This is a genomic window from Rhizobium sp. 32-5/1 (assembly GCF_029537235.1).
GTDB lineage: Bacteria > Pseudomonadota > Alphaproteobacteria > Rhizobiales > Rhizobiaceae > Pararhizobium.
Window position 1 is genome coordinate 1,054,362 of sequence record NZ_CP120638.1, and the last position, 23,730, is coordinate 1,078,091.

The 23,730-nt window shown below is 59.8% G+C and carries 21 protein-coding genes and 3 pseudogenes; 14 read left to right on the forward strand and 10 right to left on the reverse strand.

Features of this window, described 5'->3' with window-relative positions:
- Positions 1–11 precede the first annotated feature (11 nt).
- The 5 genes from P6U16_RS05535 to coxB all read right to left on the reverse strand — a co-directional run bounded on the left by P6U16_RS05535 (position 12) and on the right by coxB (position 4,446).
- Entirely contained in the window at positions 12–614 is a 603-nt protein-coding gene (locus P6U16_RS05535) for a cytochrome c oxidase assembly protein (protein WP_277702924.1), read from the reverse strand.
- A 16-nt stretch (positions 615–630) separates the two neighbouring features.
- Entirely contained in the window at positions 631–771 is a 141-nt protein-coding gene (locus tag P6U16_RS05540; protein ID WP_277702925.1) for a hypothetical protein, read from the reverse strand.
- Positions 771–1,727: a heme o synthase gene (locus P6U16_RS05545; RefSeq protein ID WP_277702926.1), complete on the reverse strand. Its 957-nt coding sequence runs from the start codon at positions 1,725–1,727 to the stop codon at positions 771–773. Before P6U16_RS05545 ends, P6U16_RS05540 begins: the two co-directional genes overlap by 1 nt.
- 99 nt (positions 1,728–1,826) lie before the next feature.
- Complete coding sequence (gene ctaD / locus P6U16_RS05550; RefSeq protein WP_277702927.1) at positions 1,827–3,527, reverse strand: cytochrome c oxidase subunit I; 1,701 nt, start codon at positions 3,525–3,527, stop codon at positions 1,827–1,829.
- Between the two features lie 34 nt (positions 3,528–3,561).
- Entirely contained in the window at positions 3,562–4,446 is an 885-nt protein-coding gene (gene coxB / locus P6U16_RS05555; RefSeq protein ID WP_277702928.1) for a cytochrome c oxidase subunit II, read from the reverse strand.
- Positions 4,447–5,014: 568 nt separating this feature from the next.
- On the opposite strand from coxB, the gene P6U16_RS05560 reads away from it, so the two are divergent.
- The 4 genes and pseudogenes from P6U16_RS05560 (at position 5,015) to P6U16_RS05575 (ending at position 9,472) form a co-directional block, all read left to right on the forward strand.
- A complete protein-coding gene (locus P6U16_RS05560) occupies positions 5,015–5,560 on the forward strand; it encodes an invasion associated locus B family protein (RefSeq protein ID WP_277702929.1) in 546 nt (181 codons plus the stop codon).
- 138 nt (positions 5,561–5,698) lie between these two features.
- Positions 5,699–7,114: a metalloprotease TldD gene (gene tldD, locus P6U16_RS05565; RefSeq protein ID WP_277702930.1), complete on the forward strand. Its 1,416-nt coding sequence runs from the start codon at positions 5,699–5,701 to the stop codon at positions 7,112–7,114.
- 294 nt (positions 7,115–7,408) lie between these two features.
- Positions 7,409–8,301, forward strand: a pseudogene (locus P6U16_RS05570) (hypothetical protein).
- Between the two features lie 139 nt (positions 8,302–8,440).
- A complete protein-coding gene (locus P6U16_RS05575; RefSeq protein WP_277702931.1) occupies positions 8,441–9,472 on the forward strand; it encodes a polysaccharide deacetylase family protein in 1,032 nt (343 codons plus the stop codon).
- Positions 9,473–9,484: 12 nt separating this feature from the next.
- Here P6U16_RS05575 and pdxH read toward each other — a convergent pair whose 3' ends face one another.
- Entirely contained in the window at positions 9,485–10,105 is a 621-nt protein-coding gene (gene pdxH / locus P6U16_RS05580; protein ID WP_277702933.1) for a pyridoxamine 5'-phosphate oxidase, read from the reverse strand.
- Between the two features lie 104 nt (positions 10,106–10,209).
- On the opposite strand from pdxH, the pseudogene P6U16_RS05585 reads away from it, so the two are divergent.
- From P6U16_RS05585 to P6U16_RS05600, 4 genes and pseudogenes are all read left to right on the forward strand, one after another.
- Positions 10,210–10,703 (forward strand): annotated as a pseudogene (locus P6U16_RS05585) (RT0821/Lpp0805 family surface protein).
- Positions 10,704–10,918: 215 nt separating this feature from the next.
- On the forward strand, positions 10,919–12,025 hold the full coding sequence (locus tag P6U16_RS05590; protein WP_277704020.1) for a DnaJ C-terminal domain-containing protein: 1,107 nt from the start codon (positions 10,919–10,921) through the stop codon (positions 12,023–12,025).
- Between the two features lie 233 nt (positions 12,026–12,258).
- Positions 12,259–13,077 (forward strand): enoyl-ACP reductase FabI, encoded by an 819-nt coding sequence (fabI, locus tag P6U16_RS05595; RefSeq protein ID WP_277702934.1) that lies wholly within the window; start codon positions 12,259–12,261, stop codon positions 13,075–13,077.
- Positions 13,078–13,099: 22 nt separating this feature from the next.
- The gene (locus P6U16_RS05600) at positions 13,100–13,684 is read left to right on the forward strand and encodes a histidine phosphatase family protein (protein WP_277702935.1); all 585 of its coding nucleotides are present in this window, start codon (positions 13,100–13,102) and stop codon (positions 13,682–13,684) included.
- Positions 13,685–13,736: 52 nt separating this feature from the next.
- Here the strand turns inward: P6U16_RS05600 and P6U16_RS05605 are convergent, their stop codons facing one another.
- Positions 13,737–13,997: a DUF1344 domain-containing protein gene (locus P6U16_RS05605; protein ID WP_277702936.1), complete on the reverse strand. Its 261-nt coding sequence runs from the start codon at positions 13,995–13,997 to the stop codon at positions 13,737–13,739.
- A 254-nt stretch (positions 13,998–14,251) separates the two neighbouring features.
- Here P6U16_RS05605 and P6U16_RS05610 point away from each other — a divergent pair, with 254 nt between their 5' ends.
- From P6U16_RS05610 to P6U16_RS05630, 5 genes are all read left to right on the forward strand, one after another.
- Positions 14,252–15,130 (forward strand): CHASE domain-containing protein, encoded by an 879-nt coding sequence (locus tag P6U16_RS05610; protein ID WP_277702937.1) that lies wholly within the window; start codon positions 14,252–14,254, stop codon positions 15,128–15,130.
- The gene (locus tag P6U16_RS05615; protein WP_277702938.1) at positions 15,016–16,953 is read left to right on the forward strand and encodes an EAL domain-containing protein; all 1,938 of its coding nucleotides are present in this window, start codon (positions 15,016–15,018) and stop codon (positions 16,951–16,953) included. The genes P6U16_RS05610 and P6U16_RS05615 overlap by 115 nt, the downstream gene beginning before the upstream one ends.
- A 145-nt stretch (positions 16,954–17,098) precedes the next feature.
- Complete coding sequence (gene aroC, locus P6U16_RS05620; protein WP_277704021.1) at positions 17,099–18,196, forward strand: chorismate synthase; 1,098 nt, start codon at positions 17,099–17,101, stop codon at positions 18,194–18,196.
- A gap of 32 nt (positions 18,197–18,228) precedes the next feature.
- Positions 18,229–19,329, forward strand: coding sequence for a 3,4-dihydroxy-2-butanone-4-phosphate synthase (ribB, locus tag P6U16_RS05625; protein ID WP_277702939.1), 1,101 nt, complete (start codon positions 18,229–18,231; stop codon positions 19,327–19,329).
- Between the two features lie 112 nt (positions 19,330–19,441).
- Positions 19,442–20,398, forward strand: a complete 957-nt coding sequence (locus P6U16_RS05630; protein ID WP_277702940.1) for a hypothetical protein — start codon at positions 19,442–19,444, stop codon at positions 20,396–20,398.
- Here P6U16_RS05630 and P6U16_RS05635 read toward each other — a convergent pair whose 3' ends face one another.
- Positions 20,399–21,319 (reverse strand): MYG1 family protein, encoded by a 921-nt coding sequence (locus P6U16_RS05635; RefSeq protein WP_277702941.1) that lies wholly within the window; start codon positions 21,317–21,319, stop codon positions 20,399–20,401.
- Positions 21,320–21,455: 136 nt separating this feature from the next.
- The gene (gene greA, locus P6U16_RS05640; protein WP_277702942.1) at positions 21,456–21,938 is read right to left on the reverse strand and encodes a transcription elongation factor GreA; all 483 of its coding nucleotides are present in this window, start codon (positions 21,936–21,938) and stop codon (positions 21,456–21,458) included.
- 119 nt (positions 21,939–22,057) lie between these two features.
- Here greA and P6U16_RS05645 point away from each other — a divergent pair, with 119 nt between their 5' ends.
- Positions 22,058–22,378: a hypothetical protein gene (locus P6U16_RS05645; RefSeq protein WP_277702943.1), complete on the forward strand. Its 321-nt coding sequence runs from the start codon at positions 22,058–22,060 to the stop codon at positions 22,376–22,378.
- A 69-nt stretch (positions 22,379–22,447) separates the two neighbouring features.
- Here P6U16_RS05645 and P6U16_RS05650 read toward each other — a convergent pair.
- A pseudogene (locus tag P6U16_RS05650) lies at positions 22,448–23,637 on the reverse strand (winged helix-turn-helix domain-containing protein).
- Positions 23,638–23,730: the final 93 nt, after the last annotated feature.

A 23,730-nucleotide genomic window follows, 5' to 3' on the forward strand; every position in this document is an offset into this window, starting at 1 on the left:
ACAGTGATGAATCAAAGTCTCTTGTCGGTCTCGTCTGCCGTGGTCTTCAACGAGACCAAAGGCTTGGACGGTTCGCGGGCGTAGAAGGTGTAGGACAGGGTCAGTGTGCGAATGTCCTTGGTCTCGACCGATTTGACGATCTCCGGATCGACGAAGAAGATGACCGGCATCTTCAGTTCCTCGCCCGGCTTCAGCGTTGTTTCGGTGAAGCAGAAGCACTCGACCTTGTTAAAATAGGCGGCCGCCGCCATCGGCGTGACGTTAAACACCGCCTGCCCTGTGGTCGGCTTGCTCGCGAGGTTCTTTGCTGTGAAATCCACCTGCACGGTTTCGCCGATCCTGATCTCGATCTGCCGCTGCACCGGTTTGAAATCCCAGGGAAGATCGGACGCAGTGTTGGCGTCGAACGTCACCTTGATGGTCTTGTCGAGAATGACGTCGGAGGCCTGCTCCACGCGTTTCGTCGTGCCGTTATAGCCGGTGACCCTGCAGAACATGTCGTAAAGCGGAACGGCGGCATAGGCCATGCCGGTCATCGCCACGACAAAGGTCAGGCAGGCTGCGACGACCGCGCCATTCGACCTGTCCTTGTTGTGCAGCGTCGGCTGTGTCACGTCCGCCCCTCCGCTCTCAGTTGGCCATGCCGTTGCTGAACTTCACCAGCGTCACGACGTAAAAGGCGGCGACGAGGCCGAACAGCACCAGCCCGAGCGCGATGTTGCGGCCGCGGCGGGATTTCTTCTGGGCTTCGCTGAGTGTGATCATGTCCATCAGGCAGCGCCTCCGGTGGTAAGCCACAGCGTGGCGACAAGGTGATCGATCATCAAGGCCGAGAAGATCGCAAACAGGTAGAGGATGGAAAAAGCAAAGAGCTTTTTGGCCGGCAGCATCTTTTCGTCACCCTCAGGCATGCGCCAGACGCCAACCGAATACCAGATGAACCCGACCCCCAGTGCTGCGGCAAAAGCGCCGTAGACCGCACTCGAAAAGCCAAGCGTGGTCGGCACGACGCCGATGATTGCGGTCAGCACCGCATAGATGACGATCTGGTTCTTCGTGGTCGCCTCGCCGCTGACATTGGGCAGCATCGGCACGCCGACGGCACCATAGTCACGCATCTTGAAGAGAGCGAGCGCCCAGAAATGCGAAGGGGTCCAAAGGAAGGTGATGAGGAAGAGGACGATGCTTTCGATGGCCACGCCACTGGTAACGCAGGCCCAGCCGATCATCGGCGGAAAAGCGCCGGCAGCGCCGCCAATGACGATATTCTGCGGCGTCGAGCGCTTCAGCCACATCGTATAGACGACGGCATAAAAGAAGATCGTAAACGCCAGTAGCCCGGCCGACAGCCAGTTGACGACAACACCGAGAATGCAGACCGAAAAGGCCGACAGCGTCAGACCGAAGGCCAGCGCCTCTTCCGGACGGATCTTGCCCGCAGGGATCGGCCGCGAGGCGGTGCGGGTCATGACCGCATCGATATCCGCGTCATACCACATGTTCAGCGCGCCGGACGCTCCCGCGCCGACGGCAATACAGAGGATGGCGATGAAGCCGATGAAGGGATGGATATGACCGGGGGCCAGCACCATGCCGGCCAGCGCCGTGAAGACGACGAGCGACATGACGCGCGGTTTCAGCAGCTCAAAGAAATCCCGCGCAGAGGCTTCCGAGAGCCGCACTGCAGCCTCCGGGCCATTTGCTTCGTGATGGTCGATGATCGTCATCCGTTTCCGTACCGTTTCAGACGCGACGGTCGCCCGCGCGCCTCTGTTGCTCCGTCATCCTCGGGCCTGTCCCGAGGATGACGCAGGTCCAAAGCTTACTTACTTGATGCGCGGCAGCTGTTCCCACTGGTGGAACGGAGGCGGCGACGGCAGCGTCCATTCCAGCGTGTTGGCGCCTTCACCCCACGGATTGTCGCCAGCAACGCGCTTCTTGGAGAAGGCTTCGAAGACGCCGAAGAGGAAGATCAGAACGGCAACGGCCGAGAGGTAAGAGCCGTAGGACGAAACCGCGTTCCAGCCGGCATAGGCATCCGGATAGTCGATATAGCGGCGCGGCATGCCGGCGAGGCCGAGGAAATGCTGCGGGAAGAACACCAGGTTGACGCCAACGAACATGACCCAGAAGTGCAGCTTGCCGATGAATTCCGAATACATGTAGCCGGTCATCTTCGGGAACCAGTAGTACCATGCGGCGAAGATCGCAAAGACGGCACCAAGCGACAGGACGTAGTGGAAGTGGGCAACCACGTAGTAGGTGTCGTGCATCGAGCGGTCGAGGCCGGCATTGGCGAGCTGGACGCCGGTGACGCCGCCGACCGTGAACAGGAAGATGAAGCCGATCGCCCAGACCATCGGCGTGGTGAAGCGGATCGAACCGCCCCACATCGTCGCGATCCAGGAGAAAATCTTCACGCCGGTCGGAACCGCAATGACCATCGTCGCGAAGACGAAGTAGCGCTGCGTGTCGAGCGACATGCCGACGGTATACATGTGGTGCGCCCAGACGATGAAGCCGACGGCGCCGATTGCGACCATGGCATAGGCCATGCCGAGGTAGCCGAAGATCGGCTTGCGCGAGAAGGTCGAGACGATATGGCTGACGATGCCGAAGCCGGGCAGGATCAGGATGTAGACTTCCGGGTGACCGAAGAACCAGAACAGATGCTGGAACAGGATCGGATCGCCGCCGCCTTCAGGCGCGAAGAAGGCCGTACCGAAATTGCGGTCGGTGAGCAGCATCGTGATGCCGCCGGCCAGAACCGGCAGGGACAGAAGCAGAAGGAAGGCGGTGATCAGCACCGACCAGGCAAACAGCGGCATCTTGTGCAGCGTCATGCCGGGAGCACGCATGTTGAGGATGGTGGTGATGAAGTTGATCGCGCCGAGGATCGAGGACGCGCCGGCAATGTGCAGGCCGAGGATCACGAGATCCATGGCTGGTCCAGGCTGTCCCGACGTCGAGAACGGTGGATAGATCGTCCAGCCGCCCCCTGCCCCGTAACCGCCAGCCGGGCCTTCGACGAACATCGAGAGAAGCACCAGCAGGAAGGCCGGAATGATCAGCCAGAAGGAGATGTTGTTCATGCGCGGAAACGCCATGTCAGGCGCGCCGATCATGATCGGCACCATCCAGTTGGCGAAGCCGCCGATCAGCGCCGGCATGACCATGAAGAAGATCATGATGAGCGCGTGCGCGGTCGTGAACACGTTGTACATGTGCTTGCCGCCGTCGATGGCAGCGTCGCCCTCGAAGCCGTAGACCATGGACGCCAGTCCGTGGAAGATCTGGATGCCCGGCTCCTGCAGCTCCATGCGCATGACCACCGACAGCGTACCGCCGATGATGCCGGCGAAGATCGCAAAGATCAGGTAGAGCGTGCCGATGTCCTTGTGGTTGGTCGACAGGAACCAGCGCTGGAAAAAGGACAGCGGCTTGTGGGCGTGGTCGTGATCATGGTCGTGCGCGTGGTCATGCGCATGATCATGAAGGTGATCGGTATGAGCGGGTGTTCCGGCCATTGTTATAGCTCCCCTTCGAATTCTTTAGGGCGAATTACTGTGCGGCGTTTGCAGCGACGTCGACGGTCTTTGCCGCGCCGTCGGTTGCAGCCATGAGCGCCTTGTTCGCGTCACCGATATTGGTCGCGGCAGCAGCAAGCCAGGTGGCGTACTTATCTTCGCTGACGACCCGGATGGCGATCGGCATATAGGCATGATCCTTGCCGCAAAGCTCGGAACACTGGCCGTAGTAGAGACCTTCGCGGTCCGCCTTGAACCATGTTTCGTTCAGGCGACCGGGCACGGCATCGATCTTGACGCCGAAGGCCGGCATGGCGAAGGCGTGAATGACGTCTGCGGCAGTGACGAGCAGGCGAACCGTCTTGCCGACCGGGACGACGACTTCGTTATCGACGGCCAGCAGGCGCGGATAGGCACCCACGTCAGCCTTGCCCAGCGACGCACGGTCCTCGTCCTTCAGCAGCAGACTGTCGAAGGACAGCGGGCTTTCGCCGACTTCATATTCATAGGACCAGTACCACTGGTTGCCCGTTGCCTTGACCGTCAGGTCCGGATTCTGCGGCGGCGTCAGCTGCGCGGTCAGGAGCTGGAAGGACGGAATGGCCAGGAAAAGCAGGATAATGACCGGACCCAGCGTCCAGGCGATCTCGATGCCGGTGTGGTGGCTTGTCTTCGACGGCACCGGGTTTGCGCTTTCGCGAAATTTCACAACGACGATAACCAGAAGAAGCAACACGAACAGCGTGATCGGCACGATGAACCAGAGAGTATAATGCTCGAACCAGGTGATTTCTTCCATGATCGCCGTCGCGGCAGGCTGGAAATTTGTCTGCCAGTCCACCGGCTTGTCAGCCAGCGCGCTCGAAGCAAAAAGCAGACAGGCAATCGCCGCCAGAACTGCATAAGCCTTGTTTTTCACGATAGTGTCTCCCACATGCGCTTGATCAGGATCAAACCAAAACGCAGAATCCCTGCGATACTGAAGCGCTTCAAACCACAGTTTGATGGCCGCCGCAACATCTGTCCATGGAAGCCCGTGCGGCATTTTTGCGCAAAATGCGCATTCTCCACCGGCCATCATGGCCGGCCGCTTTTTTGTAGCATGAAAAGCGCGGTTTGCGTCAACGGCATTCGCCCATTTTCCGCCAGAAAGTCGTTTGCCGTAAAGGTGATAGGTTCGACGAATATCCGGAAGTGAATGTGGGAATTTGGCTGCTTCTATTGTCACACGATCGGCTTCGTGCACGCAGACGTCTCCCGTTGTATTTCGGCCTCTCGGCCCGCACGAGGACACGCCTGAAGATTATAAGGACGCCGTTTCGATTGCAACTCGCTTTCCAATAGGAGAGCACATCGTTCAATGCTATTCCGGAACTGTTGTACGGCCCAATTTCGGCCATACCCGACTGAAAGGACACTCGGGGCTTTTCATTTCGGCGCATGCGCTTCAAGAATAGCCGCACTGATTCTTACGTATTGAGGTTTTCATGGGCCTGCCCCTCGTTTCCCGTCTGACGGCTTTGGCGCTTTTGTCGATTGCCGCGCTCGGACTGTCGGCTGCCGCATTTCCGCAGCAAGCTCTGGCCCAGCAGCAACCGGGCACGCCGGGAACAGTAAAATCCAATCACGGCGCCTGGTCGATCGTCTGCGACCAGCCAGCAGGGGCCACGGCGGAACAATGCGCCCTGATGCAGAACGTGATTGCCGAGGATCGGCCAGAGGTCGGGCTTTCCGTGGTTGTGTTGAAGACCGCCGACCGCAAGGCGAAGATTCTGCGTGTTCTCGCACCGCTCGGCGTGCTTCTGCCCAACGGGCTGGGGCTGAATGTTGACGGCAAGGATATCGGCCGCGCCTATTTCGTCCGTTGTTTCTCCGACGGTTGTTATGCCGAGGTGGTTCTCGAGGAAGAGCTACTGAAAACCTTCCGCAGCGGCACGACGGCCACCTTCATCGTCTTCCAGTCGCCGGAAGAAGGCATCGGTATACCGGTCGATCTCAAGGGTTTTGGCGAAGGTTACGACACGCTACCCTGATTTGGGCGCGCAAACTGGCCGGATAATCAAGGTTAGAGCCCGCGCAGTGTAACGCACTGGTGTTGAGAGCCGTGCTTGCCCAAGGCTGAACCTGTCCCTACATCATGCATCATCTCTGCAGCATCTGGAGCCACGTCCATGAACACTGATCTGATCAAACTCTTCGACAGCGACGAAGATGCGGTGCGGCGGGTTCTGGCAGATACGCTCCAAGGTGCCGACGACGGTGAATTATTCATTGAGCATGGCCAGTCGGAATCGCTTTCCTTCGATAACGGCCGGCTGAAAGGCGGTAGTTTCAACACCGACCAGGGTTTTGGCCTGCGCGCCGTTGCCGGCGAAGCGGTGGGTTACGCGCATGCGGGCGAGCTTTCGCTTTCGGCGCTGAAGCGCGCGTCGGATGCCGTCGGCGCTGTCACGCGCGGTTATTCCGGCTCCTATGCCGCCGCGCCCCAGGGTACCAACAAGAAGCTGTACGGCGACGAAAACCCAATCGGCGAACCGAGCTTTGAGGCAAAGGTTGCGCTGCTGTCGGAGATCGACGCCTATCTGCGCGGCAAGGATGCAAAGGTCCGCCAGGTCTCGGCCTCGATTGCCGCAAGCTGGCAAGTTGTCGATATCCTGCGCGCCGACGGTCACCGAATGCACGACGTGCGGCCGATGACGCGGCTCAATATTTCCGTCGTTGTCGGTGATGGCGACAGGCAGGAATCCGGCTCCTACGGTGTCGGTGGGCGGCGCGGGTTTGGTGATTTCATTGCCGCCGACAATTGGCGCCATGGCGCCGACGAGGCGTTGCGACAGGCGCTGGTCAATCTCGAGGCGATCGACGCGCCGGCCGGTACAATGGACGTCGTACTCTCCTCCGGCTGGCCGGGCGTGATGCTGCACGAAGCGGTCGGGCATGGCCTGGAAGGCGACTTCAACCGAAAGAAGACGTCGGCCTTTGCCGGCCTGCTCGGCAGCCAGGTCGCTGCCAAGGGTGTCACCGTCGTTGATGACGGCACGATTGAATCGCGCCGGGGATCGCTGACTATCGACGACGAAGGCACGCCCTCCGCCTACAATGTTTTGATCGACGACGGCAAACTCGTCGGCTACATGCAGGACCGTCAGAACGCCCGCCTGATGGGCATGAAGCCAACCGGCAACGGCAGGCGCGAATCCTACGCGCATGTGCCGATGCCGCGTATGACCAACACCTACATGCTCTCCGGGGGCAAGACGCCGGACGAGATCATTGCCTCGGTGAAGAAGGGCATCTATGCCGTCTCGTTCGGCGGCGGACAGGTGGACATCACCTCCGGCAAGTTCGTCTTCGGCTGCACCGAGGCCTATCTGATCGAGGACGGCAAGATCGGCGCGCCCGTCAAGGGCGCGATGCTGATCGGCAACGGCCCGGAGGCGATGCAGCGCATCTCGATGATCGGCAACGACATGAAGCTCGACACCGGCATGGGCAACTGCGGCAAGGGCGGCCAATGGGTTCCCGTCGGCGTCGGCCAGCCGCATCTGCGCATGAACGACATGACAGTCGGCGGCACCCGGGCTTGAGCCAACGCGTAGTGCAACACTTCGGCGGCCCTGCACTCTCTGGCCAGTCACTTCTGAAATATTGATTATCGTTCCCGCGCCCTGTGCGCATGTCCTGCCTTACGCAAAACTCTCCTCTGGAACCAAACGTCTCGACCAGAGTTCTCCTCCCGAGCTGCAAATCAGTGAAATCGCAGCCGGTTATTCCAAAGGAGAGACATCATGGGACGTGGAATTCTACTCTGGCTGATCGGTGTTCCGATCCCCATCATCATCCTTCTCGCCCTCTTTTTCCGATAGGGGGAACGCATGACAATGCCGGTTTCCACAGGGCACGTCTCCTCATACGCGCCAGCCGTTGAATCTTCGCGCTCAGCTGTCAGCTGGGGCGCGATCATCGCCGGGGCGGTTGCCGCCGCGGCCCTTACTTTACTTTTGACCCTTCTCGGTTCCGGCCTCGGTCTTACAATGGTATCGCCCTGGTCATCGGAAGGCGTTTCCGCCACGACCTTCGCGGTCTCGACGGCAATCTGGATCGTCATCGTTCAGTGGCTTGCTTCCGGCATGGGTGGCTATATCACCGGTAGGCTCCGGACGCGCTGGACGGGGACGCAAACGGATGAAGTCTTCTTCCGTGATACAGCGCACGGCATTCTTGCCTGGGCGCTTGCCACGTTGATTGTTGCGGGAACGCTGACGTCTGCCATCACCTCGACCATCAACAGCGGCGTGCAGGCGGCTTCAACCGTGACATCCGGCGCAGCGTTGGCGACCGCATCAGCCACGACCAACGCTGAGGGCGGGCCGATGGCCTATTTCGTCGATTCGCTTCTGCGTCCGGCCGATCCGGGTGCGAGCACAGCCGAAACGAATGCACAGGATGCGGCGCAGGTGTCGCGTATCCTGATCAACGGCGCTACGGCTGGCGAAATTCCGGCAGACGACCGGGCCTATCTCGGGCGCCTCGTCGCCGTGCGCACCGGCCTGTCGGAAGCCGAGGCCAATGCCCGGGTCGATACCGTGCTGAAAAGCATCGAGGATGCCAAGGTTGCGGCGCAGGAAGCAGCCGACACCGCTCGCAAGGCCGGCGCGACACTAGCCCTGCTGACCGCGCTTTCCTTCTGATCGGTGCCTTCATCGCCGGCGTAAGTGCTGCCCTTGGCGGTCGTGAACGCGACGCAATCGACGAAGCCTTCATCAAGGGTTAGTCTGGTCGATAGAAGCAGGCAAACGGCGGTTCGCGAATGTGAGCCGCCGTTTCCGTTCAAGAAGGCTTAACACCCCGCCCCCTAAAGTCCCATTGAGCAGCCTCGCCACCGCGAGGCGAGAAATTCACAGGTCGGGAACATGGTTGCCAGGATCGTCAAGCGCGCAGTCATCACCGGGGGCCTTGGGGCTGCGGGCCTGCTGAGCGCCGCCGGACTGATGCGTTCGGCCCGCGGTCGCGGGGCCATCTTCACCCTCCATCATGTACGCCCGAAGCAGACCCGCATCTTTGACCGTAATGCGCATCTCGAGATCGCGCCGACTTTTCTCGATGCCGCCATCCGTCGCATGAAGCACGATGGTTACCGCTTCCTTGCCCTCGATGCCGTCCCTGAACATCTTGTCTCGGACGACCCTCGGCCTGTCGCTGTTTTTACACTCGACGATGGCTATCGCAACAATTTGGACTATGCCGCCCCGGTCTTTACCCGGCACGACGTTCCCTTCACCGTCTTCGTTACCAGCGGCTTTATAGACCGCACCCATACGCTTTGGTGGGAAACGCTCACAGACCTGCTGGAGGCCCGGCAGAGCCTTGCCTTCGATTTCGGCTGCGGCGTCGAGACTCTCCCGCTTTCGGGTTTTTCGGAAAAAGACGTGGCTTTCGACCGCATCGCTGCATTCATCCGTAACGGCAACGAAGCATCCGCTGTGGAAGTGTTGAATACGGTTGCGTCAGGCGAGGGTATCAATCCACTGCGCATAACCGAACGGCTGACTCTCGGTGAAGCGGGGCTAAAGACGCTGGTGCAAAACCCGCTGGCGAGCCTTGGCGTGCATACGATCAGCCATCGCGCGCTGGCCCGGCTGACGCAGGAGGAGGCCCATCTGGAACTTGCCGCTTCCGCCGAACGGATCCGGACGATCACCGGCACCCGGCCAACAACGCTTGCCTACCCTTACGGCGATCCGGCCGCGGTTTCGCCGCGGGACTATAGCCTGGCCGCAGACCTCGGGCTTACCATCGCGGTTACGACGCGGCCGGGCACGCTGACATCCAAGGCGCCGCTCACCGCCCTGCCCCGCATCTCGCTGAACGGCTACTACCAGAAGCCGGAATATGTCAGCGCGCTCGCATCGGGCATCCCTTTCCGGCTGATGGGCCGGGGCTGATTTCAAACAGCATTACGGATACATCCGCACCTTTTCCCAATCGGCGTCACCGTCCTTGCGCCGGAACTCTATGCGGTCGTGCAGTCGGAAGGCGCCGTCCTTCCAGAACTCGATCGAGGTCGGCCTGATACGGAAACCGGACCAATGGTCGGGGCGCGGAATGTCGCCGATGGCATACCGCAGGCCGTATTCAGCCACGGCCTTTTCCAGCGCGAAACGGCTTTCCAGCGGGCGGGACTGTTTCGAGGCCCAGGCGCCGATACGGCTGCCGCGCGGCCGGGTCTTGTAGTATTCATCGGCTTCCGCGTCCGTGACGATCTCGACGGGACCGCGCAGGCGCACCTGCCGCCGCAATGATTTCCAGTGGAAGCACAGCGCGGCCTTCATGCTGCCCAGGATTTCTTGGCCCTTCTGGCTTTCGAAATTCGTGTAGAACACGAAACCGCGCTCGTCGAAGTCCTTGAGCAGCACCATTCGGACATTCGGCAAGCCATCCGCATCTACCGTTGCCAGCGCTACCCCGTTGGGATCGTTGATTTCACTGGCCTTGGCCTCTTCAAGCCAAGCGCCGAAAAGCGAAAACGGTTCGCTTTCCTGGGTGAAGTCACCAGTTGTTAACCCAGTCTCGCTCATATTGTCTTCCAATGCAGTGATGTGTTGCGCAGTTTGCAATCCATAAGGACGGGTTGTCCGGCAGCACGTGAACAGTAAAGACCCGCAGATCACATCCCGACCGGATGTTTGCGACCTTCGTCTCCGAGTCTGACAGGTATGCCGTGCAAGACATAGCAAAGTGCATTGATGACACAAAGAGGTTATCCCGTCGCAGGGCGGGGCTAGGCGCGCTGTGTCTCATCACGCTTTCGCTCTCGGGCTGCATGAGCGCGGGGCTCGATCTCGCCGATACGGCCAATGTCGACAAGTCGCTTTCCACGGGCTCCGTCCCGGGGCGATCAACGGGGATAGCCTTTCCGACGAAGTGACGGTCCGCAATGCCGTTTCGTCGGCCGATGTTGCAAAGACGAGCGGCAATCCAATTCCCTGGGCCAATTCGAGCTCCGGCAGCGCCGGCGTGATCAGCAGCATCGAGGAGGACCGCTCGAACGGGCAGATTTGCCGGCGTTTCACCACGACGCGCCACTCCTACCAGGGCATCGCCAAGTTCGACGGTAATACCTGCCTGCTCGGCAACGGTGAATGGTATCTGACGAGCTTTGGACCGCGCAGCTGAAACCGGGCATTAACCACAGTTTCGCAAACATCAACCGGATTGCCGTTCCCGATCACATCCGGCACGCCCAAGCACCTGTGGCTAACTGATATTTAGCAACTCCTTTGCATCATCGCCTTTCGAGAAACGGAACGCTGGAAAGCTATTCCGCTTCTTTCAACAGGCTGAAACGGTCGCTGGATGCGGCTGTCGGGAGCTCTAAAACAATGACAACGATGCGCGACCCCTATTCGATCCTCGGCGTCCGGCGAAATGCCGCTCCAGACGAGATCAAGGCCGCCTGGCGCGCCGTGGCCAAGGCCGTGCACCCCGATCAGAATCGCGACGACCCGCTGGCCACTGCCAGATTTGCCGAAGCGGGCCGCGCCTATGAGGTGCTGAAAAATCCCAAACTCCGGAGCCGCTACGACGATGCGCGCCGCGAGGCCGAGTTGCGCCGCATGGAAGAAATGCACCGTAAGACCCGCGAACCGGAACAACCGATCGGCGACGTCGATCCGGAGACGGCAGAGGAAATGGTCTCGCGCATCTTCGGAAGCGAAACGAAGCCCCGAAAGGCCGAACCGGCGGCAACCAGCACCACGCCACCGCGCCCGAAACCCACGGTGAAGCCGGAGGTCAAGTCGGAGCCGAAGGCCGAAGCAAAGCCCGAAACGGCAGCCGACGCCCGACCTGAACCGGCGCCGGAAGCAAAAACCGACACGACGGAGAGACCGATACCCTTCGCAATCTTTCCGCGTTCGGCGGCCCCGGCTGCTGAACTCGTCTCGGCCATCGTGCGCCGCATTCGCGGCACCGCGAGCAAGGCGATCGAAAAGGTTCCGGACATTGCCTGCGAAGTGACGGTTTCGGTGGAGGACCTGTTCAACCGCGCCAAGGCGACGGCGACATTGCCTGACGGCCAGACACTGAAGGTCGCCCTGCCCGCAGGCACGACCGATGGCAGCATTATTCGCATGAAGGAACTGGGCTATCGGCTGAACGGCATGCTGCGCGGCGATATCGTCGTTACCGTGCGTGTTCGTCAGGACAGCACACTGCGCACCGATGGGCTAGATCTGCGCACGACGCTATCTATCGATATCCAGAATGCCGTCCTTGGCTGCGAGACCAAGGTGATGACCCTGACTGGCCCTGTCGATGTTGCCGTGCCGGCATGGTCCGGTTCAGACAAAATCATCCGGCTGGCCGGTCATGGCCTTGCCGATGCAGACGGTAGACGCGCTGATCTGCTCGTTGAGCTTCGGCTGATGCTCTGGGAGACCCCGGATGAGAGGATCACCGACCTTATGCGCAGTCGCCAGCAGGGCCTGTTCCTCTGATGCCGGGATTATCGGTTCCGGTGACGGTTTCATGAAGTTCTGACCCATTATTACGGGGACTAACAGTTCCTGATCCGCACCGTGCTTGAACCACCGGAGTGGCTATGTCATAGGCAATGCTCAAAAAGACGGGCCGCCGGGATTTGACGGGCAGCACGCAGCAAGTTCAACACATGCGGACTTTCCGATCGGCAGTGGCTGAGGAAAGAACAGGCATAAGCAGGGGCATAACCATGTCGCAAACATCCGGATTGATGAAGGGTAAGCGCGGCCTCATCATGGGCGTCGCAAACAACCGTTCGATTGCTTGGGGCATCGCCAAGGCGATCCATGCACAGGGCGGCGAGATCGCCTTCACCTATCAGGGCGAAGCATTGAAGAAGCGGGTCGAGCCTCTCGTCGCGGAAGTCGGGGGCTTCCTTGCCGGACACTGCGACGTCAGCGATGAATCCACCATCGACGCGGTCTTTGAGGAACTGGAGAAGACCTGGGGCAAGATCGACTTCATCGTGCATGCCATCGGCTTCTCCGACAAGGACGAACTGACCGGCCGTTATGTCGACACATCGGCGAACAATTTCGCCAAGACCATGCAGATTTCGGTCTACTCCTTCACCTCGGTCGCACGGCGCGCAGAAAAGCTGATGACGGACGGCGGCTCGATGTTGACGCTGACCTATTACGGCGCTGAAAAGGTGATGCCGAATTACAACGTCATGGGCGTTGCAAAGGCAGCCCTGGAAGCGAGCGTGAAGTATCTGGCGGTCGATCTCGGCCCGAAGAACATTCGCGTCAACGCCATCTCAGCCGGCCCGATCAAGACACTGGCAGCCTCCGGCATTGGCGACTTCCGCTATATCCTCAAGTGGAATGAATACAACGCGCCGCTGCGCCGCACTGTCACCATTGAGGAAGTCGGCGATGTCGGCCTCTATATGCTCTCGGACCTTTCCCGTTCCGTGACCGGCGAGATCCACCATGCCGACAGCGGCTATCACGTCATCGGCATGAAGGCCGTAGACGCGCCTGATATCTCCGTCGTCAAGGACTGATACGGCTTTTAAGGGTTTTCCCGTGCTCATCTATATGATCCGCCACGGCCAGACCGATTGGAATGCCGAAATCCGCCTGCAGGGGCAAAAGGACATTCCGCTCAACGAAACCGGTCGCCAGCAGGCGACCGAGAACGGCCGGTCACTGGCCGCACTCCTGGGCAAACAGGCCGGGGGTTTCCATTTCGTCTCCAGCCCGCTCCATCGCACGCGCGAAACCATGGAGCGCATGCGTCTCGTCATGGCACTCGACCCGACGGATTACCGGACGGACGAGCGGCTGCGCGAAGTCTCCTTCGGCGATTGGGAAGGTTACACCATGGCCGAGCTTGAGCGAGAGGTCCCGGAACGGGTGGCGGAACGAGAGATTTCGAAATGGGATTTCATTCCACCTGGTGACGAAGCGGAAAGCTACGAAATCCTCTCCTGGCGGGTCGGGGCATGGCTTAAGGATGTCACGGCACCCACGGTCTGCGTCGCACATGGCGGTGTCATCCGTGTCCTTTTCAAGATTTGTGGTGCGATGGCGCAGGAAGCGGCTGCAATCGGCGCGATCCCGCAGGACCGCATTCTGAAGATCGAGAATGGCGCAATAGGCTGGATTTGATCGGCTGCGAGCAACCGTAGACGGCCATCAGTATGCGTGTGGCAACCCTGAATTACTGAACGATCTCGAGATCATTGATGACGCGCTTGCCATCGATTTCCGTGTAGAAAACCAGAACCTTGACGCCTTCCTTGAGGCCATCGAAGTTGAATTCCTCGGGTGCCTGATAGCTCTTTCCATCATCAAGGGAAAGACTCAACCCCGCAGTGTCGACACTCGTGATCACGGCCTCGACATCCGCGCTCTCAGCAAAGGCATTCAACGGCGAAAACAACCCAGCAGCGGCCAAAAGTGCCACAACGACGAAACGCATCTGTCTTGCCCTCTTCAACGACTCTATAAATTTTGTTGTTCCCATCATCTGATACCCGATTGTGGCAAAAATTGCCCATAGTTGCGTCATTTCAAAAAATCGCGAACGAAACAGCCCTTGGTTGTTTCTAATTCTGAAATGCAAGTAAACGCTTCAAAACTCTGATTTTCATAACAGGAACAGGCCCTAAAGCCAATATTAAGACTCCGCACCTAAGTTGGATCAGGGGACTTTGGGGTGCATGAGCAGTGAGTATGATCGTCAAAATCCGCCGCCATGCCGGCACCGTTGCACGGCTGGCGAAACCGTCCCTCGTGCCGGCCTTCATTGCGGCCACGGTTGTGTTCGCGGGAGGCTATCTCTTTGAGCAGCAGAATCGCGAGAATTTCGGCAACGAACTGAAGATCAATGTTCAAAACGAACTCAATCTGATCTCAACGCGGCTGCAGGGCGAAATCAACACGAACATCGCCGCGCTACGCGGACTTGCCAACAGTGTATCCGTCACCCCTGACATGAGCGTCGAATATTTCGACCGCTTGGCCGCCAAGACGATGCTGCAGAACCCGCCGATGGTGCGGGTCAGTGTGGCCCCCGACGCCGTGGTCAAGATGACCTATCCGCTTCAGGGCAATGAGCGCATGATCGGTACCGATTTCAAGCGGTTCGGATCCTCGCGACTGGCAACGGACCGGGCCAAGTCGAAGGCCAAGCCGATCATAGCCGGTCCGGTTCGGCTTCCCAGCGGCAAGACCGGTTTCAACCTGTTTTTCCCGGTATTTTCCAGGATTGATGGCCATCCGGGTTTCTGGGGCTTTCTCGAGGCGATCGTTGACGAGAAGGAACTGTACGTCAATGCCAGCCTGATAGACAGGCCCGATGGTGCAGGCGAGAGCACCGATGGCCACCGCCAGATCGACCTCCAGCTCGCCATCCGTGATATTTCGGTCCACGATAATATCCAGGATCCCTTTTTGGTGATTCCGAAATTTTCAGGAAGACGCCCGTTATCCGCAAATTGCAACTTCCCGGCGGTGTCTGGGAACTGGCGGCAATCCCGGCCGAAGGCTGGGAGCAGGAACCGGGCAATACCAGCAGTCTGCGCATTACCATCCTGGTTGCCGCAGCCGTAGTCATTATCCCGATCTTCCTCACCGGAGGCCTTGTCAGCGAGCGCCAGCGCAACCGGGCCAAGATTCGTGCCCGCGAAAGCGAACTGCTTACTGTCTCACACCGGCTTAATCTTGCGCTGGAATCGTCCAAGATCGGCATCTGGGAGATCGATCTCGAAACACAGGGCAGGACCTGGGACGAACGCATGTACCATCTGCATGGCATGCCGGCGGAGACCGTTGAGCCGACCTATGAGGCGTGGCGCCGGACAGTGCATGTCGATGACATCAAGGCTGCCTCTCTTTCGCTTTTCAGAACACTGGACGAAGGTCTGGAGTATCGCTCGCAGTACCGCGTCATCCTACCCGACAGCAGCGTCCGGCATATCCGCAATGTCGGCTCCACCCATGAAGGCCCAGACGGCAAGGCAAAGATCACAGGCATCAGCTGGGATGTGACCGACGACGTTCTAATGACCGAGCAACTGCGGGCCGCGAAAGCGATGGCCGACCTCAAGAATGAGGAGCTGGCCCAGGCAAAAGACCGTATCGAGCACAATGCGCTTCATGATCCGCTGACCGGACTTGGCAACCGCCGCATGCTCGACAAGGAACTTCAGATGCTATCCGGAAGAAACGGTCTCGTCGATGTGGCCATCCTGCATATCGATCTTGACCGCTTCAAGCAGATCAACGACACGCTCGGCCATGCGGCCGGCGACGCGATGCTGGTTCATGCCTCGGAAATCCTGCGCTCCAACATCCGCAAGAACGACATCGTCGCACGCATCGGCGGCGACGAGTTTGTCATCGTCGTTAGCGACCCGCCGAGCGATATCTACCTCTCGCAATTGTGCGAGCGCATCATCAGCCAGATGCGCCAGCCCGTCGACTATAACGGCTTTCCCTGCCGCTTCGGCGTCAGCATCGGTATCGCCGTTGCCCGCGAGACTGCGGTCGACGAGCGCAAGCTCCTGGTCAACGCCGACATCGCGCTCTACCGCGCCAAGGAAAACGGCCGAAACAGGCACGAATTTTTCACCGAGGTTCTTCAGGCCGAGATCATTACCACCAAGCGGATTGCCGACGAAATTCTTGAAGGAATCGAAAGAAACGAATTCGTCGCCTGGTACCAGCCACAGCTGGAGGCCAGCTCGCTCAAGCTGGCGGGTGTCGAAGCGCTGATCCGCTGGAATCATCCGCGCGAGGGCCTTCTGACGCCAGACAAGTTCCTGAAGATCGCCGAGGAAATGAACGCCATGGCGACGCTCGACCGCATCGTGCTCGACCGCGCGCTGATCGACGGCATGCGCTGGGCCGCCGAAGGCATCGATGTGCCGAAGATTTCCGTCAACGTCTCGGCCAAGCGCCTGCGGGACGAAACGCTGGTCAATTCGCTGAAGGGTCTCAGCCTGCGGCCCGGACAGATTTCCTTCGAACTGGTGGAATCGATCTTCCTGGATGAAAGCGACGATGTCGTGCTGGCCAATATCGAGGGCATCAAAAAGCTCGGCATCGACATTGAAATCGATGATTTCGGCACCGGCCACACCTCGATCGTCAGTCTCCTGAAGATCAAGCCGAAGCGCCTGAAGATCGACCGGCAGCTCGTCGCACCGATTTTGCGCGAGCGCAGCGAACAGGCGCTGATCCGCTCGATCATCGAGATCGGCCGTTCGCTCGGCATCGAAACGGTTGCCGAAGGCGTGGAAACCATGGAGCACGCCGAGATGCTCGGTCTGCTCGGTTGCGACCTTTTGCAGGGCTATGCCTTTGCCAAGCCGCTCAGCGCTGACGATTTCTCTCGCTTCGCCCGCAACCAGCTGCTGCAGCTCGCCTCCTGAAACGCGCCGGTTGTCGCAACGGATAAACACACTGTTGCGGCAAAACCGGCTTTCCCTTGCCGCGCGCGCTCTAATAGTCACGGCCAAAGGTGAAAGTGGCTTGCCGCCATTCGCCGCAGTGTTTCAACAGCCGGTCCTGCTCGCCATGTCGCACAATACCTTCGGTCATCTTTTCCGCGTTACCACCTGGGGCGAAAGCCACGGGGTTGCGCTCGGCTGCGTCGTCGATGGCTGCCCTCCCGGCATTCGTTTCACGCTTGCCGAATTGCAGGCCTGGCTCGACAAGCGCAAGCCCGGCCAATCGCGTTTCGTGACGCAGCGCCGCGAGGACGATCTGGTCAAAATTCTCTCCGGCGTTATGCTGGACGAGGACGGAGAGACGATGATCTCGACTGGGACGCCGATCTCGATGATGATCGAGAATACCGACCAGCGCTCCAAGGATTATGGCGAAATCGCCAAACGATATCGTCCGGGCCATGCCGACTATACCTACGACGTCAAATACGGAATCCGCGACTATCGTGGCGGCGGCCGGTCGTCGGCCCGCGAAACGGCAGCCCGCGTTGCGGCCGGGGGCCTTGCCCGTAAGGTCGTGCCCGGCCTTCTGGTGCGCGGCGCTCTGGTGCAGATTGGCAAGCATAAAATCAACCGCGACAACTGGGACTGGAACGAAGTCGGCAACAACCCGTTCTTCTGTCCTGATCCTAAAATGGTGCCCGTCTGGGAAGACTATCTCGACGGCATCCGCAAGGCCGGCTCCTCCGTCGGCGCGGTCGTCGAAGTGGTGGCCGAAGGGGTTCCGGCCGGAATCGGCGCACCTGTTTATGCCAAGCTCGACCAGGACATCGCCTCCAACCTGATGTCGATCAATGCCGTCAAGGGTGTGGAGATCGGCAACGGCTTTGCCGCGGCCGAAATCACCGGCGAAGAGAATGCCGACGAAATGCGCGTCAGCGCGTCCGGCGATCCGATCTTCCTGTCCAACAATGCCGGCGGCATTCTTGGCGGCATCGCCACCGGCCAGCCGGTTGTTGCCCGCTTTGCGATCAAGCCGACCTCCTCGATCCTCACGGAACGCCGCTCGATCGACAGTGATGGTAACGAGGTGGATGTGCGCACCAAGGGCCGTCACGACCCTTGCGTCGGCATCCGCGCCGTGCCGATCGGCGAGGCCATGCTTGCCTGCGCCATTGCCGACCATTACCTCCGCGACCGTGGCCAAACCGGCCGCCTGAAGTGAATGGCGCCTGAAATAATTGAGGAAACACCCCAATGTCCTATGACCAGAAGCGCGTCGCCGATGCCATCCGGGCTTTCGAAGCCGGCGAAATCGTCGTTGTCACCGATGATGACGGCCGCGAAAACGAAGGCGACCTGATCGTCGCGGCGGTGCATTGCACCGCGGAAAAAATGGCCTTCATCGTGCGCCATACCTCCGGCATCGTCTGCACGCCCATGCCGAGGGAAGAGGCCAAGCGCCTCAACCTCAACGCCATGGTGGCCGAAAACGATTCGGCCCACACGACCGCCTTTACCGTCACCGTCGATTTCAAGCACGGCACGACCACAGGCATTTCTGCCGAAGACCGGACGCTGACGGTGCGCAATCTCGCCAATCCGAATGTCGGTGCTGCCGACTTCACCCGTCCTGGCCATATCTTTCCGCTGGTCGCCCGCGAAGGCGGCGTGCTCATGCGGTCCGGCCACACGGAAGCGGCCGTCGATCTCTGCCGGCTCGCCAGCCTGCCGCCGATCGGCGTGATCTGCGAGCTGGTCAACGATAACGGCACTGTCATGCGCGGGCCGCAGGTGGCAAGCTTTGCCGAAACACACGGGCTGAAGCAGGTCTCGGTCGCCGACCTCATCGCCTATCGCCAGCGCAAGGACAAACTGATCGAGCTGGAAAACAGCTTCGACATCGAAACGCCCTATGGCAAGGCCAAAGGCCATGCCTATTCCCTGCCCTGGGACCCGATGCAGCATCTGGCCGTCGTCTTCGGCGACATCCGCGACGGCGTCGATATTCCAGTGCGCCTGCATCTGGAAAATGTCGGTGCTGATGTCTTCGGCAAGGACTGCCAGCTCGACCAGATCATGAAGCGCATTGCCGAGCAGGGCCGCGGCGTCATCGTTTACCTGCGCGAAGGTTCTGTCGGCGTCGGCGTCTCCACGACAGCACGCACGGCAAAACATGAGCGCGAAGGCCATGATGAGGCACAGGCCCGCGAAAGCGAGTGGCTGGAAATCGGTCTCGGCGCCCAGATCCTCAAGGACCTCGGCATCAGCTCGATCAAGCTCATCGCCTCGCGCGAGCGCCACTATGTCGGCCTGGAAGGTTTTGGGATCGAGATTTCGGCGACGGATATCCTGTAGCAAAAAGTTCTGTCCCGGACCCGCGAATAGCCCTGCCCCTCCGCCCGTCACCAATGGACAGGCGGCGGACCATGATTATCATGGCAGCCTGGGGCAAAGGGGGACGGTCGGCATGTGGGATTTCGAAATCGGCAGGACCATCGGCATTCTGCTACGGACCATGCCGTTCATCCTGATGCGCATGGCGATCTATTTCGGGATCACCATGGCCTTCATCCTGACGACCGGAATGGGTGCCGGAATCGGCTACGGACTGGGTGCCTGGAGCGGTGATCCGGAATCCTTCACTGTCTGGGGCGGCATTTTCGGCTTCGGCCTCGTTGCCGGCGCGATCTACTGGGTGCGCGAATGGTTGCTCTACATGGTCAAGGCTGCGCACATCGCCGTCATGGTGCGGCTGATCGATGGCCAGCCGATGCCTGATGGCAAGAGCCAGATCGGCTATGCACAGGAGACAGTGACGGCACGCTTCGGGGAGGCCAACGTGCTGTTTGTGCTGGACCAATTGATCAAGGGCGTGATCTCCGTCATCACCGGTCTGATCGGCGGCATCGCCGCTTTCCTGCCGATCCCGGGGCTGAACACCCTCGCAAGCTTCGTCAACACGGTGATCCGCATCTCGCTGACCTATGTCGATGAAATAATCCTCGGCTACAACATCCGCATCGACAGCAAAAACCCCTGGGAAACGTCGCGGCAGGGGCTGGTCCTCTACGCGCAGAACGGCAAGACAATGATCCGCAATGCCGTCTGGCTGTCGATCTTCCTCTACATACTGGCGATAATCGTGTTCGTGCTGGCGCTCGCGCCGGCCGCCGCCATTCTCTACGTCTTTCCCGGCGAATGGGCCGGCTACGCCTTTGTGCTCGCCATCGTCTTTGCCTGGTCGTTCAAGGCGGCCGTGCTCGAGCCTTTCGCGATTGCCGCGCTGATGAGCGTCTATTTCAAGGTCATCGAGGGACAGGTTCCCAATCCTGAATGGGACACGAAACTGTCGTCTGCCTCCAACAAGTTCCGCGAGATCAAGGACAAGGCTTTTGCTGGCGGCGGTGTGACTGCGTCCTCGTAGTTATGAAGCTGCTGCGGTCACCGCAAGTTCCGCCATGGCAAGGATCGCCTCACGGGTCCGGGCGGCGGCAACGAAGCGGCCATTGTGGCAGAAGCTCGCCCCTTCGACGCCGCAGACCGCTTCCAGATCAGCGCCCGTCAGGCCGGCCCAAGCCGCAGGCAGATCGGCCCGCACCTCGAACCCTTCGTCGGCACGGCGGATAGTTGTCAGGCACCAGTCCTTGTCGCGTGGATGAACGACGAACAGGAGATGATCGGCGCCCGCTTTCATGATAGCGGGCCGGAAGGGCATGCCCATCGGCAATTCCAGAATACGCGCTTCGCCGGCGTCTACGATCGCCTGATGAACCAGGCCTTCGGCCCGCAATTTCGCAGCACTCTGGGAGATCCTTGCCTCGACGAAACTGCGCGCGATGGCAAGCGCATTATGGAAGGCACGGTTCTCGGCCTCGGGATCAGTCTCGTCGAAAACAGGTTTTAGCGTTTCCAGGAGAACCGGCAAGGTCAACCCGGCCAGCTGACCTGCGGTGGCGGGGTTGAGCGCCCCATTGTCCATCAGATCGACCGGCAACACGAAACTCGCATCGAAGGAGGCATGCAGCGCATCGACATGGGCGGCCGGAAGACCAAGATTTGCAAGGTAGTCCAGGCCGTAGTGTTTCCAGATCAATCCGAACGAACTGTAAGGCTGACCGTCGTCGCGCAAAGGCGCGCCGCGCTGATGATGATCGAAAATCTGTGCTGCGGCGTCATAGGCGCCGCCGACATCGTAAATAATGCGGTCGGCACCAGGCGTGATCCATTCCGGTGCCCGACTGCGCATGATGCGCGCTTGCGGAAAAAGCCTCGTCAGGATGACGCTGGACAGCAACTCGTCGGCATGGAAGCCACCGGAATGGGTGACAAGAAAATCAGGATTCATTCCGGTATAAACCTCGTTGTTCGCGAACGGCTTGCTTGCGGTTGGTCCAGATAGCCTTTGCAGGGCGGCATCTCAACCCGGCAGAAGCATATTCCCCTTGATCAACCGCGCCTGCTTCACTTTCGCGTGTCGTACCCTAGGAAATCTTGACGATTTCGAGCTCTTGGCCACCGGCCTCCACGATATCTCCAGAGGACTTGCCCATCATGACACGCGCCACCGGGGACATATGAGAAATAGTGCCAATCCTGGGATCTGCCTCGTCCTCTCCGACAATGCGGTATGTCTGCACCCGTCCGTCGTCGCGGCTGAAGGTAACGGTGCCACCAAAGCCGACGATATCGGTCGAGGTCGGGTCCGGGACAAGCTGGGCGCTTGCAACCCGTGCCGCGAAATACCGCACATCCCGCAAGGGGCCTGCGGCCTGTCGACGTCGCTCATTGACGTCATCGAGCGTCGTCGTCGCCTCATATGCTTCGCGTGCCTCCTGAAGCTGCCGTTCCAGCGCCTGCAGCCCCGCCTCCGTTACGAGGTTCAGATGCGGCGAAACAGGGCGGTCCGGCAACAGCGTTTCCGCGGCCGTTTCGGAACTTTCTTCCTTGGTGAAAGCGACACTCACTGCAAACTCCGTTCAGGCCTTTTGCGCCGGTAAAAAAGCCGGACGCTCTTACCTTCTATATAGGGCCGCGCCGGCGGAAGCTGCAACGGCATGGGATCAGCCGTGGCGGCTATGCCGGCGTGAAGAGAGCCAAGGGCAATATTTCCGGCCAGACAGCTCCTCAAAATTCACATATTGCAATGCCGAAAAATGCAAATATTTTACGCGCTGTGGTTTCACAAGGGGGTGGGGACATGTTCGACTTTCTTGATTCGGCGGATATGGAAAAATTGGGTGGCGCCATTGAGGCTCGGTGCAAAGAACTCAAAATTGCTCCTGACAGCATAGAAGCGCAAATGATCGCAAGCCAGCTTCTGGATATGTTCCAAAATGGAGTGGCGGACGCCGAAGAGCTAGCAACCCGTCCTATAGCCCTGGCGATCATCCAAAGGCACGGCTGATTGCCTGCCAGTTCGCATGGGCTGACTTCGCCGACAGTGTCTCGCGAATGTAACCCGGATATGCTTGTCTTACCCCTGCCAGCCATCCAGCCAGCGCTGTCGTTCCACGCCGGTGAACCTCGCCAGTCGGCCAAGTTCGGCCTCCAGACGTTCGATGCGGCCCGATGAGCCGTTGACGCCGGGTTCCCACCAGAGGCGCTTGACATCGAGCGTGCCGGCCTTGCGGTCGGCCTTCATGTCGATGCGGCCAACGAGGCGGTCGCCTTCGAGGAGCGGAAAGACATAATAGCCGTATTCGCGCTTCGGCTCGGGCACGAAAACCTCGATACGATAGAAGAAGCCGAACAGGCGTTCGGTGCGATTTCGGTCGCGGATCAGCGGATCGAAGGGGAGAGAACGCGTATCCGCGCCGGCGGGTCGGACAGCACGCCGAGATTTTCCGGAAAGCCGGCAAAGGCAAAAGACGGGCGCGGCTTGCCGCCATCGGCCGACGCAATCAGCACTTCGCAGAGCTCGTCGCGATGGGCCATCACCCAGTCCTTGGCTTCCTCAGGCGAGATCAGCGCAAAAAAGGCGGCCAGTTCGCCGTGGGTCGCAAAGCCGAGACGCGTCAAGGCCTGCCGACAGCACCAGTCGACAAACGCCTCTTCGCTCACTTCCGGCGCATAGTGCTGCGCGGGTATGACGCGCTCGGTCAGATCATAGACCTTCTGAAAATTGCGGCGGCCGGCGATGGCAAGCTTGCCGGTGTGCCAGTAATATTCGAGCGCGGTCTTGTTGGGATGCCAGTTCCACCAGCCACCGGATTTATGGTCAGCGACCTTGATGTCGCGCGACATTGTGGGGCCGTTTTCCGTGATGCGCTGCAAGGTTTCCTCGAAGGCGGCATCAAAACCCTCCCCGTGCCACTTGCGCCAGCGTTCGCGCAGGACCAGTTCCCTCCGTGCGAAACGGTGTTTCCAATAGGGGAAAAACGCGCTCGGGATGATCGAGGCATCGTGCGTCCAGTGCTCGAACAGCGCGCCATCCTTTTCCAGAAGCGTGCTCAGATGTTCGCGCCGGTAGGTCTGGTTGCGGGAAAACAGGATCTGCTGATGGGCCCGCTCGACGGTCTGAATGCTATCGACCTGCACGAAGCCGAGATCGTGGATCAGCGCGAGCAAGCCTTCCTTGCCAAGCGCACGGTTGGGCGCCGCCGCAAGCCCCTGGCGGTTGAGGAAAATCAGACGCGCATCGCGATTGGAAACGAGAATCGACATGGGTCTATCTATTCAGATGTTCACTCTTTGTTCAAGCCCCGACGTTTTCGTCCATTTCCTTTCCTTAGAATCCATCCTATAGAGCGCCGATAG

Excerpts from the sequence above, each read along its gene's own strand:
- tldD (WP_277702930.1), top strand. The coding sequence starts at position 5,699 with ATGAACACTGATCTGATCAAACTCTTCGACAGCGACGAAGATGCGGTG.
- P6U16_RS05605 (WP_277702936.1), bottom strand. The coding sequence starts at position 13,997 with ATGCGTTTCGTCGTTGTGGCACTTTTGGCCGCTGCTGGGTTGTTTTCG.
- P6U16_RS05540 (WP_277702925.1), bottom strand. The coding sequence starts at position 771 with ATGGACATGATCACACTCAGCGAAGCCCAGAAGAAATCCCGCCGCGGC.
- P6U16_RS05545 (WP_277702926.1), bottom strand. The coding sequence starts at position 1,727 with ATGACGATCATCGACCATCACGAAGCAAATGGCCCGGAGGCTGCAGTG.
- P6U16_RS05635 (WP_277702941.1), bottom strand. The coding sequence starts at position 21,319 with ATGAATCCTGATTTTCTTGTCACCCATTCCGGTGGCTTCCATGCCGAC.
- P6U16_RS05560 (WP_277702929.1), top strand. The coding sequence starts at position 5,015 with ATGGGCCTGCCCCTCGTTTCCCGTCTGACGGCTTTGGCGCTTTTGTCG.
- P6U16_RS05590 (WP_277704020.1), top strand. The coding sequence starts at position 10,919 with ATGCGCGACCCCTATTCGATCCTCGGCGTCCGGCGAAATGCCGCTCCA.
- P6U16_RS05575 (WP_277702931.1), top strand. The coding sequence starts at position 8,441 with ATGGTTGCCAGGATCGTCAAGCGCGCAGTCATCACCGGGGGCCTTGGG.
- P6U16_RS05610 (WP_277702937.1), top strand. The coding sequence starts at position 14,252 with ATGATCGTCAAAATCCGCCGCCATGCCGGCACCGTTGCACGGCTGGCG.
- ctaD (WP_277702927.1), bottom strand. The coding sequence starts at position 3,527 with ATGGCCGGAACACCCGCTCATACCGATCACCTTCATGATCATGCGCAT.
- fabI (WP_277702934.1), top strand. The coding sequence starts at position 12,259 with ATGTCGCAAACATCCGGATTGATGAAGGGTAAGCGCGGCCTCATCATG.
- aroC (WP_277704021.1), top strand. The coding sequence starts at position 17,099 with ATGTCGCACAATACCTTCGGTCATCTTTTCCGCGTTACCACCTGGGGC.
- ribB (WP_277702939.1), top strand. The coding sequence starts at position 18,229 with ATGTCCTATGACCAGAAGCGCGTCGCCGATGCCATCCGGGCTTTCGAA.
- P6U16_RS05630 (WP_277702940.1), top strand. The coding sequence starts at position 19,442 with ATGTGGGATTTCGAAATCGGCAGGACCATCGGCATTCTGCTACGGACC.
- pdxH (WP_277702933.1), bottom strand. The coding sequence starts at position 10,105 with ATGAGCGAGACTGGGTTAACAACTGGTGACTTCACCCAGGAAAGCGAA.